Genomic DNA, 12,710 nt, shown 5'->3' with positions numbered 1-12,710 from the left:
GGAGGAAGCATGCCCGTACCGCTGTACCAGGCCAAGGCCGAGTTCTTCCGGATGCTCGGCCACCCGGTCCGGATCCGAGTGCTCGAACTGCTCCAGGCCGGGCCGACCCCCGTCCGCGACCTGTTGACCGCGCTCGACGTCGAACCGTCCAGCCTCTCCCAGCAGTTGGCCATCCTGCGCCGCTCCGGCCTGGTCACCGCCACCCGCGAGGGCTCCACCGTCGTCTACGCCCTCGCCGGCGCCGATGTCGCCGACCTCCTCCGCACCGCCCGCCGGATACTCACCGAACTGCTCGCCGATCAGGGCATGCTGCTGGAGGAACTCCGCGCCGCCCCCTGACCGCCGCCCGACGGCCCTGCCCGGTGGGTGAGCAGGCGCGGGAGGCCGGTGGCGAGCTGGGTGTACTCCTCGGGGCGGTTGTAGAGCTGGGCGCTGATCCGGAGGATGCCGCCGCCGGGCCAGGGGCGGACGGCGATCCGGGTGCGGAGGGCACGGTGGACGGCGGCCATCAGGGCCTTCGCGGAGTGTTCGTGCTCCGCGGTGCCGGCCGGCAGCCGCAGGGCCCGCATCGGGAGGCCGGGGTGGGCGGGGAGCGGGCGCAGTCCGGCGTGTTCGACGAGTTGGCGGCTGCCGTGTTCGACGAGCCGGGCGTTGTGCTCGCGCAGCCGCTCCGCGCCGATCCGGTGGATCAGTGCGAGGCCGGCGGGGGCGGCGAGCCAGCCGGTGTAGTCGCAGGTGCCGCGCCATTCGACGTTGCGCGGGAAGCCGCGGTCGTGTTCCCAGGAGTACGTCAGCGGGCGGACCCGGGAGCGCCACCGGCGGTGGACGGCGAGGACTCCGGTCGGGCGCGGGGCGAACGCCCATTTGTGCAGGTTGCCGATCCAGAAGTCCGCGCCGCCGGCCTCGCCGCCGAGGTCCACGGGCAGGGCGCCGGGGGCGTGGGCGGCGTCCACGACGGTGGTGATGCCGCGTTCGCGCAGCGCGTCGAGCAGTGCGGGGCCGGCGATCGCGCGGGCGGTGGGTGAGGTGATCAGGTCGAGGACGGCGAGCCTGGTGCGCGGGGTGACGGCGGCGAGGACGCGTTCGGCGACGGCGTCCCCGTCGGGCGTCTGCGGGGAGAGCCGCACGCTGCGGACGCGGGCTCCGGTATCGGCGGCGCGGCGTTCGCAGGCGCGGGTGACGACGCCGTAGCCGTGGTCGGTGACCAGGATCTCGTCGCCGGCGGCGAGCGGGACGGTGTCGAGGGCGACGGCGATGCCTTCGGTGACGTTGGTGAGCAGGGCGAGCCGTTCGGGGTTGCCGCCGAGGGCGGCGGCGATCTCGGCGCGGGCGCGGGCGATCCGGTCGGGGGCGTCGTGCAGGAAGGCGTCCGGGTCGCGTTCCTGTGCGGCGCGCAGTTCGGCCTGCCGGCGCTGGACGGGGACCGGGACGGCGCCGTACGAGCCGTGGTTGAGGTGGGCGGTGCCCGGGTCGAGGGCGAACAGGGTGGTGCTGCCCGGGAGCGGGGCGGGCGGGCCGGCGGGGTGTCGTGGGTGCTGCGGGGTGTTCACTCGGCCGCCCTCTTCGATGCTGTGCGCCGTGCTGCTCTGCGCCTTGATGCTGTGTGACATTTCACACGTCATACTTCTAGCCGAAGTGGGCCCGGTGCGGCAACCATCGGCGGGTGACTCACACCGACCCCTTTCTCGCGCTGAGCGCCGCCACCGGCCGCTTCAGCTACGGCTCGCCGCGCGCGGTCACCCTCGCCGCCGACGCGAGCCGCGCCCTGTTCCTGCGCTCCACCGGCCCGACCGACCCGGTCGAGCGCCTGTGGAGCCTCGACCTGACCACCCATCAGGAGCGCCTGGTCGCCGACCCGGAGGCCCTCCTCCCGGCGCGCACCGGCACGGCGGCCGCACTGCCCGCGGCGGAGCGCCGGCTGCGCGAGCGGATCCGGGTCTGGGCGCCCGGCATCGGTTCCTTCGCCGCCACCGCCGACCTCGCCACCGCGGTGTTCGCCCTCGACGGCCGCCTGTTCCGGTGCGACACGGAGACCGGCGCCTGCACCGAACTCCCGGTCGCCGGGCCGGCGTTCGACCCGCGCCCGAACCCGGACGGCTCGCTGGTCGCGTACGTCGCGGACGACGCGCTGCACCTGGCGCCGGGCGGCCGGCTCAGCCCGGCGGACGGGGCGCGCTGGGGCGTCGCGGAGTTCGCCGCGGCCGAGGAACTGGGCCGCTCCCGGGGCCACTGGTGGTCGCCGGACGGTTCGGCGGTGCTGGCCGCCCGGGTGGACGAATCGGCGCTCCCGGTGCGGCACTTCGCCGACCCGGCGGACCCGGCGCGCGAGCCGGAGTCCTTCGCCTACCCACAGGCGGGCGGCCCGAACGCGGACGTCCAGCTCTGGGTGCTGCGCCCGAACGGCGAGCGGACCCGGCTGCGCTGGGACGACGGCGGGTTCCCGTACCTGGTGGCGGCGGAGTGGGCGTCCGACGGCGAGGTGCTGCTGACCGTCGCGGACCGGCTGCAGCAGTGCGTGCTGCTGCTGAGCGCCGACCCGGCGACCGGCGGGACCCGTGAACTCTCCTGCACCGTGGACGAGTTCTGGGTGGACCCGCTGCCGGGCACGCCGCAGCGGCTGCCCGACGGCCGGGTGCTGACCTCGGCGGACACCCCGGCGGCGCGCGGGCTGGCGCTGGATGGGAAGGCGCTCACCGACGAGCGCCTCCAGGTCCGCCGCGTGCTCGGCCCGTGGCCGGACGGCCGGCTGCTGGTCGAGGCGGGCGAGGGCGATCCGGCCGACCAGCAGGTGTTCCTGCTGGACCCGGACGGCGGCGCCCCGGAGCTGCTCTCCGAGGGCCCGGGCGTGCACTCGGTGGCCGCGCACGGGGAGGGCGTGCTGCTGCTGACCTCGGCGGGGCTGAACGGCGTCCGGCGCGAGTGGCGGCAGCCCGGCGTCCGCACCGCGTTCGCCGACCTGTCGGCCGAACTCCCGTACCGGCCCAAGCCCTTGCTGGCCCGGGTGACGGAGCACGGGCTGCCCGCGGCGGTGCTGTACCCGCGCGGCCACGTGGCGGGGAGCAAGCTGCCGGTGCTGGTGGACATCTACGGCGGGCCGGGCTACCAGGCGGTGGCGAACGAGCCGCGCCGCTGGCAGCTGAAGCAGTGGTGGGCCGACCAGGGCTTCGCGGTGGTGACCGTGGACAACCGCGGAACCCCGTTCGTGTCACCGGAGTTCACCCGCGCCATCTTCCGCCGCTTCTCCGCGGTGGCGATGGACGACCAGGTGGCGGCGCTGCAGGCGCTGGGCGCGCTCCACCCGGACCTGGACCTGTCCCGGGTCGGCGTGCGCGGCTGGTCGTACGGCGGGTACTTCGCGGCGATGGCGGTGCTGCGCCGTCCGGACGTGTTCCACGCGGCGAGCGCGGGCGCGCCGCCGACCGACTTCCGGCTGTACGACACGGCGTACACCGAGCGGTACCTGGGCCTGCCGCAGGAGAACCCGGAGGGGTACGAGGCGGACTGCCTGCTCCCCGACGCGCCGTCACTGAGCCGTCCGCTGCTGCTGGTCCACGGCCTGGCGGACGACAACGTGCACCCCTCGCACACGCTGCTGCTGTCGCAGGCGCTGACCCGGGCGGGCCGTCCGCACGCGGTGCTGCCGCTGCCGGGGCTGACCCACATGCTGCCGGACGGGGCGCTGGAGCGCCTGGCGGCGGTGGAACTGGCCTTCCTGCGTCGGGAGTTGGGTCTGACCCCTTCCGCGTGAAGGATGACATGTGAAATATTACCGACCATCCTTTTACCCTTCCTTCCGTTAAGGAGCGGGTCTCTTTGCGCAGACTCCCCACAGCCGTCCTGGCTGCGCTGACCACCGGCGCGATAGCCCTGACCGCCGTCCCTGCTTTCGCCCAACCGACCACCCCCGACCGGATGTTGACGGCCGATCAGGCCTCCGACGAGCGCGAGGCGCCGCCGTCGCCGCTGCCGCCGCAGGAGAAGGCCCGGCAGGCGCTGAAGGCGCAGGCCCTGGAGCAGGTCAACCAGGGCAAGGTCGCCCGGAGCGACAAGGGCACCACCCCGGCCAAGGTGAAGATCGGCAACGACTACGTCCAGCTGGCCCACCAGCGCACCGACAAGGTCTTCGTGATCCTCGCCCAGTTCGGCGACCAGGTGGACAACTCCACGCTGTACAACGGGCAGCCGCGCTACGGCGGCACCCCCGGCCCGCAGCACAACCGGATCCCGAAGCCCGGCTCGAACGACACCCACACCTACTGGCAGGGCGACTTCGACCGCAGCTACTACCAGAAGATGTTCTTCGACGACGCGCCGGGCGCGAACTCGATGCGCAACTTCTACCGCACCCAGTCCTCGGGCCGGTACGACATCCAGGGCACCGTCACCGACTGGGTGACCCTGCCGTGGAACGAGGCCCGCTACGGATCCAACAAGGGCCCGCAGGGCGGCGGCGGTTGGACCCAGGCGCAGGAGTTCGTCCGGGACGCCACCAAGGCCTGGTACGACGGCGAGCTCGCCAAGGGCCGCACCGCGGCGGACGTCAGGGCGGAGCTGGCGCAGTACGACGTCCAGGACCGCTACGACTTCGACAAGGACGGCGACTTCGACGAGCCGGACGGCTACCTCGACAACGTGATCGTGGTGCACGCCGGCGTGGACGAGACCTGGGGCGGCGGCGCGCAGGGCGGCGACGCCCTGTGGGCGCACCGCAGTTGGACCTTCCCCGACCCGTCCGGCCAGACCGGCCCGGCGGGCAACCGGATCGGCGGCGCACCGGTCGGCGACACCGGCCTGTACGTGTACGACTACGTGCAGGCGGGCGAGAACAGCGGAGTGGGCCTGTTCTCCCACGAGTTCGGGCACAACCTGGGCCTGCCGGACCTGTACTCCACCAACGGCGGCGACAACTCGGTCAGCTTCTGGTCGCTGATGTCCTCCGGCTCGTACCTGGGCCGGGGGCGCAACACCACCGGCGAGTTCCCGGGCGACCTGGACGCCTGGAGCAAGTTGCAGATGGGCTGGCTGAACTACGACGAGGCGCAGGCCGCCACCCGGTCCAGCCACACCCTCGGCGTCTCCGGCTACAACACCGACCAGGCGCAGGCCGTCCTGGTGCACCTGCCGCCGGGGTCGACCACGACCACGCTGGCCGAGCCGTTCGAGGGCGGCGCGCAGTGGTGGAGCGACACCGGCGACAACATGGACGCCTCGCTGGCGCGCACCGTGGACCTGACCGGGAGGACCGCCTCGGCAGCGCTGGACGCGGCCGCCTGGTGGGACACCGAGCAGGACTACGACTTCTTCACCGTCGAGGGCTCCGCCGACGGCGGCCGGACCTGGACGCCGCTGCACGGCACGGTCGACGGGCAGCCGATCGGCGACACCACCGCGCTCACCCCCGGCCTGAGCGGCAGTTCGGGCGGCTACCGGCAGCTGCACGTCCCGCTGGACGCCTACCTGGGCAAGCAGGTGCAGGTGCGCTTCCACGTCACCTCGGACACCAACACGCACGGCAAGGGCGTGCTGGTGGACGCCGTGAAGCTGACCGCCGACGGCGCCGTCCTGCTGGCCGACGGCGCGGAGGGCGGCCCGGGCGACTGGGCGGCCGTCGGGTTCTCGGTCCTGCACGGCAAGGACGCGGTCAAGCAGCACCCGCGGGCGTACCTGGTGGAGAACCGCCGCTACGCCGGGTACGGCGCGTACCTGAAGACCGGCCCGTACAACTTCGGCTACTCGGGCGTGCCGGGCAAGGGCGACGTGATCGACAACTACCCGTACCAGGAAGGCGTCCTGGTCTGGCTGTGGGACACCTCCTATGGCGACAACAACACCGTCGACCACCTGGGCGGCGGGCTGATCCTGCCGGTGGACGCGCACCCGCAGGCGCTGCGGTTCGCGGACGGCTCGCTCACCAACGGGCGTTCGCAGTCGTACGACGCGACCTTCTCGCTGAAGAAGACCGACGCGTTCACGCTGCACAAGGCGGGCGTGGCCACCAAGGTGGCGTCGAAGCCGGCGGTGCCGGTGTTCGACGACCACTCCGGGGTGTACAGCGACCCGGCGATCCCGCAGCTCGGGGTGAAGGTGCCGGACACCAACACCCGGATCGAGGTGGTCCGCGAGACCCAGGGCGGCAAGCTGACCACGGTGCGGGTGGGCCCGGCCTCCTGACACCCCGGCTCCGGCCGGACGGCCGGCGGCGGCCCCGCTTGTAAAGCTTTCTTTCCAAAGATAGCTTTAGACACATGAGCGAACCGCCGCCGGCCGTCCGGCTGACCGATCCCCGCGCCCTGCGCGCCTACGCCCATCCGACCCGGATGGCCCTGGTGGGCCTGCTCCGCGTGCACGGGCCGCTGACCGCGACCCGGGCCGCGGAGCTGCTCGGCACCGAGTCGGTCGCCAGCTGCTCCTTCCACCTGCGCCAGCTCGCCAAGTACGGGCTGGTGGAGGAGGCCGGCGGCGGCCGCGGCCGGGAGAAGCCCTGGCAGGCCACCGCCGCCTTCACCAGCTGGGACTCCTCCCCCGCCGACCCGGAGCAGGCCGCCGCCGTCGACACCCTGCAACGCGCCGTCCTGGACGGCTACTTCGCCCGCGCCACCGCCTGGCTGGCGCACCGCGCCGAGGAGACGCCGCAGTGGCGCGAGGCCGCCGGATTCGGCGACACGCTGGTGCACGTGACGGCCGCCGAGCTGCTCGAACTCCAGGCGCGGATCGAGGAGTTGACCCGCCCGTACCGGGAGCGGCGGCCGGCCGGCGGCGAGCCGCCCGAGGGCACCCGCCCGGTCCAGCTGATCCAGCTGGCCGTCCCGACGGACGTGCGACCGTGACCGGCCGGCTCCGGATACCCGACCTGCTGCGCGACCCGGCCTTCCGCCGCTACTGGAGCGGCCAGACCATCTCCTCGCTCGGCGACCAGATCACCCTGCTGGTGATCCCGCTGATCGCGGTCTCCGCGCTGCGCGCCGACGCCGCGCAGATGGGCTACCTGGCCGCCGCCGGCTACCTGCCGTACCTGCTGCTGTCCCTGCACGCGGGCGGCTGGGCGGACCGCTACGGGCGGCGGCGCCGGGTGATGATCGCCACCGACCTCGGGCGCGCCGCGGTGCTGCTGACCGTCCCGGCTGCCTGGGCGGCGGGCGTGCTGACGCTGGTTCAGCTCTACCTGGTGGTGCTGGCGGTCGGCGCGCTGTCGGTGTTCTTCAACGTCTGCAACCCGCCGCTGTTCGTCGCGCTCGTCCCGGCCGACCAGTACCTGCGCGGCAACGCGCTGATCAACGGCAGCCGCGCCGCCACCTACGTGGCCGGCCCGGGCCTCGGCGGCCTGCTGGTCCAACTCCTCGCCGCACCGCTGACTCTGGTGGTGGACGCGCTGTCCTTCGTGGCGTCCGCGCTGTTCCTGCGCCGGATCAGCCCCGAGGAGCCGCCGCCCGCCGAGGCCGGCCGCGGCTCGGCGGGCGAGGGGCTGCGCTGGATCCGGCACTCCCCCGTGATGCGGGCCGCACTGCTCGGCACCGCCACCGTCAACCTGTTCACCTTCGTCGTCGGCGCCCTGTTCGTCCTCTACGCCACCCGTGAACTGGGCTTCAGCGCCGGCCTGCTGGGCGCCGTGCTGGCCGCCGCCGCGGTCGGCACGCTGATCGGCGCGGCGCTCACCGGCCGGCTGGCCGCCCGGATCGGCGTCGGCCCGGCGTTCCTGTTCGGCCTGGTGCTGTTCCCCGCGCCGCTGCTGCTGATCCCGCTGGCCGGCGGCTCGGTCGCCACCGCCGCCGCACTGCTGTTCGGCGCCGAGTTCCTGTCCGGAATCGGTGTCATGGTGCTGGACATCTCGGCCGGCACGATCTTCGCCGCCTGCATCCCCGACGCCCTGCGCTCCCGGGTGTTCGGCGCCTACCAGGCCGTCAACTACGGGGTGCGGCCGCTGGGTTCGCTGCTCGGCGGACTGCTCGGCTCGACCCTCGGGCTGCGCCCGGCGCTGTGGATCGCCGCGGCCGGAGCGGTGGCCTCCGCGCTCTGGGTGGTGTTCTCGCCAATCCCGCGCCTGCGCGAACTGCCCGGCCAGGACGGCGCGGTGGACCCGGAAGAACCGGCCGACCAGGGAGAACCGCTCGAACACGCGGTCTGACGCGGCGTCAGGAGGGCGGGGCACCATAGCGCATTCGGGCATATGCCCGATGGATATGGCCGAAAGTCTCGCCCTCCCGAGGTCCCCCCGGTAGCGTTGCGTTTCGGTCAGACTACCGCAGGTGAAGGCGGTGGCAGCGACGCGCCGTGCCCCCGCACGGTGGGGAGGGACGCGGTACGTGCCCGGGATCGAGGAGTGCCTTGCGGAAGCCATGGGGATCACCGGCGCGCTCGGGGTCAGCCTGGTCGACTGGACCAACGGCCTGGCCATCGGCACCGCCGGACTCGGCCCCGACGGCGACCACGAGGTGGGAGCGGCCGACGCCACCGAACTCGCCCGCGCCGTCACCCAGACCCCGTCGTTCGCCGACCCGGACTCCGGGGCCCCGCCCGCCGAGGACGTCATCGTCACCTCGGCCGGCACCTACCACCTGATCCGGTTCGTCCCCGCCGCGTTCGACGCCAACGTCTTCCTCTACCTCCGGCTGGACCGGGACCACGCCAACCTGGCGATGGCCCGGCTCCGCCTCGCCGCCATCGCCGACCGACTGGTGCTCGCCTGATGTGGCCCACCGACACCCTCACGCCGCCCGACGCCCCCACCGCCGACCCCCTCGCCGCCGGCCCCGCACTCGTCCCGGCCGTCGTCCCCCCGATGCCGACCGTGCCGCCGCTGCTGGTGGCCTCCCCCGTCGCCGCCCCCCAACTCGCCCCGGCCGCACCGGACTCCGCCCCGCGGCCCCGGCGCACCCAGGCCGCCCCGCTGCCGCGCCGCCGGCGCTCCAGCTGCGCACCCGCGACCACCTTCGAGGCCGCCCTGACCGACCTCGCCGCCGAGGGCGCGACCGGCGTCCTGCACGGCCCGGACGGGGCGGTGCACCTGGCGGCCGGCCTGGTGGTGCACGCCGAGTCCCCGCGCGGCGCGACCGTCGGCCACCTGCTGGTCGGCGCGGGCCGGATCGGCCTGCACGACTGGCAGTCCGTCGCCCTGGGCACCGACCGGCTGTCCGGACTCGTCGGCCCCGGCGAGCTCGAACTCGCCCGGCTGGCAGCCACCTTGGACGGCGCGTTCGACGCGCTCGCCCAGCACGGCGGCGAGCTGCGCTTCGACCCGGCCGCCCGGCCGGCCTTCCGGCTGGCCCGCCCGCTGTCCGTGCTGGAGCTGCGCGGCGCGGTCGGCCGCCGCCGCGCCCTGCTGGACTCCTGCTGGCCGTCCGCCGAACTGGACTCCGCCGCGCCGGTGGCGACCGGCGCGGCCCCGGTGCGCCGCACCGCCGTGCCGCGCCACCGCCGGCAGGCCCTGCTGGCGGCCGCCGACGGCAGCCGCGGCGTGCCCGAGCTGGCCCGGCTGCTGGGCCGCTCCACCTTCGGCACCCTGCTGGACGTCCGGCAGTTGGCCGCCGCCGGGCTGCTCGCGGCCGGCCGGCCCGCCGTCCTTCCCGACCCGCCACCGGCAGCCGCGCCGCAACCGGCGCCGCCGGACGTGCTGCTGCCGCCCGGTCCGCGCTCCTACGACTCCTCGGACCCGGAGGTGGGCCTGCTGCTCCGACTACGCGCCGCTCTGGAGGCCCTGTGACCGTCCTGCCCGTCCGCCCCTGCCCGCCGTCCGAGTCATGAAGCGGACCTTCCGTCAACTGACCGCGAGGAGGACGATCGTGCTGCCCGAAGCCGAGGTGCACGCCGAACTGCGCGGCCTGCGGTCACGCGTCCCGCACCTGACGGGTTCGCTGGTCGCCACCACCGACGGCCTGGTGGTGGCGCACGACACCAGCGCCCTGGAGGCGGAGAGCGTGGCCGCGCTGACCGCCGCCGCGCTCGGCGTCGGCGCGCGCCTCACCGAGGCCACCGGACAGGGCGCCTTCCGGGAGCTGATCACCCGGGGCGAGCTCGGCTACACCGCGACGTACGCCGCCGGCGCGTACACGGTGCTGACGCTGATGGCCGGTGCGCAGGCCAACGTCGGCCGCCTGCACCTGGAGGCCCGCCGGGCCGGGGCGCGGATAGCCGCACTCGCCGACGCGGACCTCGACCGCAACCCGCTCTGACCTTCCCCGCTCCCCCCTTTGACGCTCATCTCATCTCCGCACCACCCGGCCCGTCGATCTGACGTGCCGTCAATTCGCCTACTGGAAGAGGTACTTGCACATGGCTGCCGTGGAAACCGCGCTCAAGGACATCATGGGGTCGATCGACGGCGCCATCGGTGTCGCCCTGGTCGACTACAACAGCGGGATGGCGCTCGGCCTGATCGGCGGCGGGCCGGAGCTGGACCTGAACGTCGCCGCCGCCGGCAACACCGACGTGGTCCGGGCCAAGCTCCGGGCGATGGAGCTGCTCAACCTGAACGAGGCGATCGAGGACATCCTGATCACCCTCTCCTCGCAGTACCACCTGATCCGCCCGCTGACCTCCCGCTCCGGCAAGGGCCTGTTCCTGTACCTGGCGCTGGACCGCAACCGGGCGAACCTGGCGATGGCCCGCCACCAGCTGAAGAAGGTGGAGAGCGACCTGGAGGTCTGACCGCCCCCGGCCGCGGGCTACCTGCGCAGGGTGAGCAGGCCGCCGGTGGGCACCCGGACGGCGAGTTCCGTCCCGGCCACCGGGGTCTGCGCCCGGGCGACCTCGCCGCCCCGGCAGTCCTGCACCAGCAGTTCGACCGGTCCCGGCACCCGGTCGAACTCGACCCGCACCAGAGTGTCCTGGTCGGCGTTGGCCACCAGCAGCAGCTCCCACTCCCCGTGCGCCCGCACCGGCAGCGGCGCGTAGCGTCCGAAGGCGAGCTGCCGGCCGCGCGCCGCCTCGATCAGCGGGTACGCCAACTCGGGCCGGTGCGGGCGCAGTTCGCCGCGCTGGAGCAGCTCGCGGTGCTCCTCGGCGACGCGCAGCCAGAACGCCAGCGCGGCGAGCTGCCCGGCGTCCTGCGCGCCGAGGTCGACGGAGACCTGCGGGGTGGCGAACAGCACCGACTGGAGCAGCACGGCAATCTGTTCGGGGCTCTCCCCGGGGTGCCAGGTCAGCGGGTCGGCGTGCACGGCGAGCGGCCCGGCGGTGAGCCGCAGGTCGGCGGTGCGGACCCGGTTCTCGACCGCGTTGTGCGGGCAGTCGGCGGCCCGGACCATGGTGGCGTAGGGCCACAGGCCGGGGCCGAGGTAGTCCTGCCGGTGCTCGACCAGGACGTCGGGGCGGGTGGCGCGCAGGCGGGCGTCGAGTTCGGCGAGCAGTTTCTGCACGCCTTCGGCGACGGTGGCGCAGTCCGCTTCGGGGGAGGCGGTGTTGGGCGGGGCGCCGGGTGCGGGCTTGCGGGCGAAGGTGTCGACGAAGTCGACCTTGAGGCCGTCGACGCCGTGCTGCTCGACGGCGGCGGCGAGCCGTTCGACCTGGTGGGCGCGGACGGTGGCGCTGCGCGGGTCGAGCAGGTGGGTCTCCAGCTGCGGCAGGTGGGCGAGGGTGTGGCCGGCCAGTTCCTGCGCGGCGTCGCTGCGGTCGCCGACGAACGGGAGGGCGTGCCAGAGCAGGTAGTTCAGGCCGAGGGCGCGGACCCGGCCGACGTGCGCGGCGAAGTCCGGGAAGTCGGTGGGGGCGGGCCGCCAGTCGCCGGTGGTGGCGTAGGAACGGCTGCGTTCGTCGGTCTGCCAGCCGTCGTCGACGATCAGGGAGCGGAAGCCGAGCGGGGCGGCGAGGGCGGCGAGCCGTTCGACGTCGGGGGCGGCCATCGCCAGGTGCAGCGCGTACCAGGTGCAGAACACCGGCTCGAACGCGGCGTCGGGGACGGTGCGGACGGGGGCGAGCGTCTCCCACCAGTCGGCGGACTCCCGGATGGTGTCGGCGTAGTGACGGCCGGTCAGGTCGAGGCGCAGGCTGCTGCGGGGGCCGTCGTGCTCGGTCCACCAGGCGAACCGGCCGGTCTCCTCGACGGCGCCCTCGCCGATCGTGACGGGCCGGACGAGTTCGCCGACGGCGAAGGTGCACAGGGCGCGGTCGCCGGCGCCGATCAGGCTGCCGACGGGGGCGCCCTTGGGCAGCGACGCCTCCCGGGGCATGGCCCAACTGGGCGGCAGCCAGCGGGCGTTGGTGTTGGGCGTCCAGTAGGCGGTGGCTCCGGTGCAGGGCAGTTGCCACTCGATCCGCAGCTGAGACCTGGCCCCAAAGGGGGCCACCCACCCAGGGGGGGGGGACTACGGGGGGGCGCGCGCGCGCGCGCGCGCGCGGCGCGCGCGCGCGCGCGCGCGCGCGCGCGCGCGCGCGCGCGCGCGCGCGCGCGCGCGCGCGCGCGCGCGCGCGCGCGCGCGCGCGCGCGCGCGCGCGCGCGCGCGCGCGCGCGCGCGCGCGCGCGCGCGCGCGCGCGCGCGCGCGCGCGCGCGCGCGCGCGCGCGCGCGCGCGCGCGCGCGCGCGCGCGCGCGCGCGCGCGCGCGCGCGCGCGCGCGGCGCGCGCGCGGCGCGCGCGCGCGGCGCGCGGCGCGCGCGCGCGCGCGCGCGCGCGCGCGCGCGCGCGCGCGCGCGCGCGCGCGGCGGCGGCGCGCGCGCGCGCGCGCGCGCGCGCGCGGCGCGGCGCGCGCGCGCGCGCGCGCGCGCGCGCGCGCGCGCGCGC

Annotated in this window: 12 protein-coding genes; 9 read left to right on the top strand and 3 right to left on the bottom strand. The window is 75.1% G+C overall.

The window, feature by feature from the left end:
* The first annotated feature begins 9 nt into the window (after positions 1 to 9).
* Positions 10 to 339, top strand: a complete 330-nt coding sequence (locus tag KCH_RS32115) for an ArsR/SmtB family transcription factor (protein WP_035868917.1) — start codon at positions 10 to 12, stop codon at positions 337 to 339.
* Here KCH_RS32115 and KCH_RS32110 read toward each other — a convergent pair.
* Positions 300 to 1,610 carry an aminotransferase class V-fold PLP-dependent enzyme gene (locus KCH_RS32110; protein WP_084224039.1) on the bottom strand — a complete coding sequence of 437 codons (1,311 nt, stop codon included), beginning with the start codon at positions 1,608 to 1,610 and terminating at the stop codon, positions 300 to 302. The two genes, KCH_RS32115 and KCH_RS32110, sit on opposite strands and share 40 nt — an antisense overlap.
* 53 nt (positions 1,611 to 1,663) lie before the next feature.
* On the opposite strand from KCH_RS32110, the gene KCH_RS32105 reads away from it, so the two are divergent.
* From KCH_RS32105 to KCH_RS32070, 8 genes are all read left to right on the top strand, one after another.
* The gene (locus KCH_RS32105; RefSeq protein ID WP_084224038.1) at positions 1,664 to 3,748 is read left to right on the top strand and encodes a S9 family peptidase; all 2,085 of its coding nucleotides are present in this window, start codon (positions 1,664 to 1,666) and stop codon (positions 3,746 to 3,748) included.
* A gap of 65 nt (positions 3,749 to 3,813) precedes the next feature.
* Positions 3,814 to 6,171 carry an immune inhibitor A domain-containing protein gene (locus KCH_RS32100; RefSeq protein ID WP_244305523.1) on the top strand — a complete coding sequence of 786 codons (2,358 nt, stop codon included), beginning with the start codon at positions 3,814 to 3,816 and terminating at the stop codon, positions 6,169 to 6,171.
* 74 nt (positions 6,172 to 6,245) lie between these two features.
* Positions 6,246 to 6,827: a winged helix-turn-helix domain-containing protein gene (locus KCH_RS32095; RefSeq protein WP_035868911.1), complete on the top strand. Its 582-nt coding sequence runs from the start codon at positions 6,246 to 6,248 to the stop codon at positions 6,825 to 6,827.
* Positions 6,824 to 8,122: an MFS transporter gene (locus tag KCH_RS32090; RefSeq protein ID WP_035868908.1), complete on the top strand. Its 1,299-nt coding sequence runs from the start codon at positions 6,824 to 6,826 to the stop codon at positions 8,120 to 8,122. Before KCH_RS32095 ends, KCH_RS32090 begins: the two co-directional genes overlap by 4 nt.
* 178 nt (positions 8,123 to 8,300) lie before the next feature.
* Complete coding sequence (locus tag KCH_RS32085) at positions 8,301 to 8,684, top strand: hypothetical protein (RefSeq protein ID WP_035868905.1); 384 nt, start codon at positions 8,301 to 8,303, stop codon at positions 8,682 to 8,684.
* Positions 8,684 to 9,697 carry a hypothetical protein gene (locus tag KCH_RS32080; protein WP_051653681.1) on the top strand — a complete coding sequence of 338 codons (1,014 nt, stop codon included), beginning with the start codon at positions 8,684 to 8,686 and terminating at the stop codon, positions 9,695 to 9,697. The genes KCH_RS32085 and KCH_RS32080 overlap by 1 nt, the downstream gene beginning before the upstream one ends.
* A 79-nt stretch (positions 9,698 to 9,776) precedes the next feature.
* Positions 9,777 to 10,166: a roadblock/LC7 domain-containing protein gene (locus tag KCH_RS32075; RefSeq protein ID WP_035868902.1), complete on the top strand. Its 390-nt coding sequence runs from the start codon at positions 9,777 to 9,779 to the stop codon at positions 10,164 to 10,166.
* A 100-nt stretch (positions 10,167 to 10,266) separates the two neighbouring features.
* Positions 10,267 to 10,641 (top strand): hypothetical protein, encoded by a 375-nt coding sequence (locus tag KCH_RS32070; protein WP_035868900.1) that lies wholly within the window; start codon positions 10,267 to 10,269, stop codon positions 10,639 to 10,641.
* Positions 10,642 to 10,658: 17 nt separating this feature from the next.
* Here KCH_RS32070 and KCH_RS32065 read toward each other — a convergent pair whose 3' ends face one another.
* Both KCH_RS32065 and KCH_RS42910 read right to left on the bottom strand, forming a co-directional pair.
* Complete coding sequence (locus KCH_RS32065; protein WP_157032280.1) at positions 10,659 to 12,278, bottom strand: glycoside hydrolase family 36 protein; 1,620 nt, start codon at positions 12,276 to 12,278, stop codon at positions 10,659 to 10,661.
* Positions 12,279 to 12,296: 18 nt separating this feature from the next.
* Positions 12,297 to 12,710 (bottom strand): hypothetical protein (locus KCH_RS42910; protein WP_208866009.1); only part of this gene is annotated, 414 nt, incomplete at its 5' end.

This window comes from Kitasatospora cheerisanensis KCTC 2395, from assembly GCF_000696185.1.
In the GTDB taxonomy this organism is placed as follows: Bacteria; Actinomycetota; Actinomycetes; order Streptomycetales; family Streptomycetaceae; genus Kitasatospora; species Kitasatospora cheerisanensis.
This window is presented reverse-complemented; position numbering and strand designations above follow the sequence as displayed.

What these genes read in the sequence shown, in the direction of transcription:
- KCH_RS32070 (WP_035868900.1), top strand. Translation starts at nt 10,267, where the DNA reads ATGGCTGCCGTGGAAACCGCGCTCAAGGACATCATGGGGTCGATCGAC.
- KCH_RS32095 (WP_035868911.1), top strand. Translation starts at nt 6,246, where the DNA reads ATGAGCGAACCGCCGCCGGCCGTCCGGCTGACCGATCCCCGCGCCCTG.
- KCH_RS32115 (WP_035868917.1), top strand. Translation starts at nt 10, where the DNA reads ATGCCCGTACCGCTGTACCAGGCCAAGGCCGAGTTCTTCCGGATGCTC.
- KCH_RS32110 (WP_084224039.1), bottom strand. Translation starts at nt 1,610, where the DNA reads ATGTCACACAGCATCAAGGCGCAGAGCAGCACGGCGCACAGCATCGAA.
- KCH_RS32080 (WP_051653681.1), top strand. Translation starts at nt 8,684, where the DNA reads ATGTGGCCCACCGACACCCTCACGCCGCCCGACGCCCCCACCGCCGAC.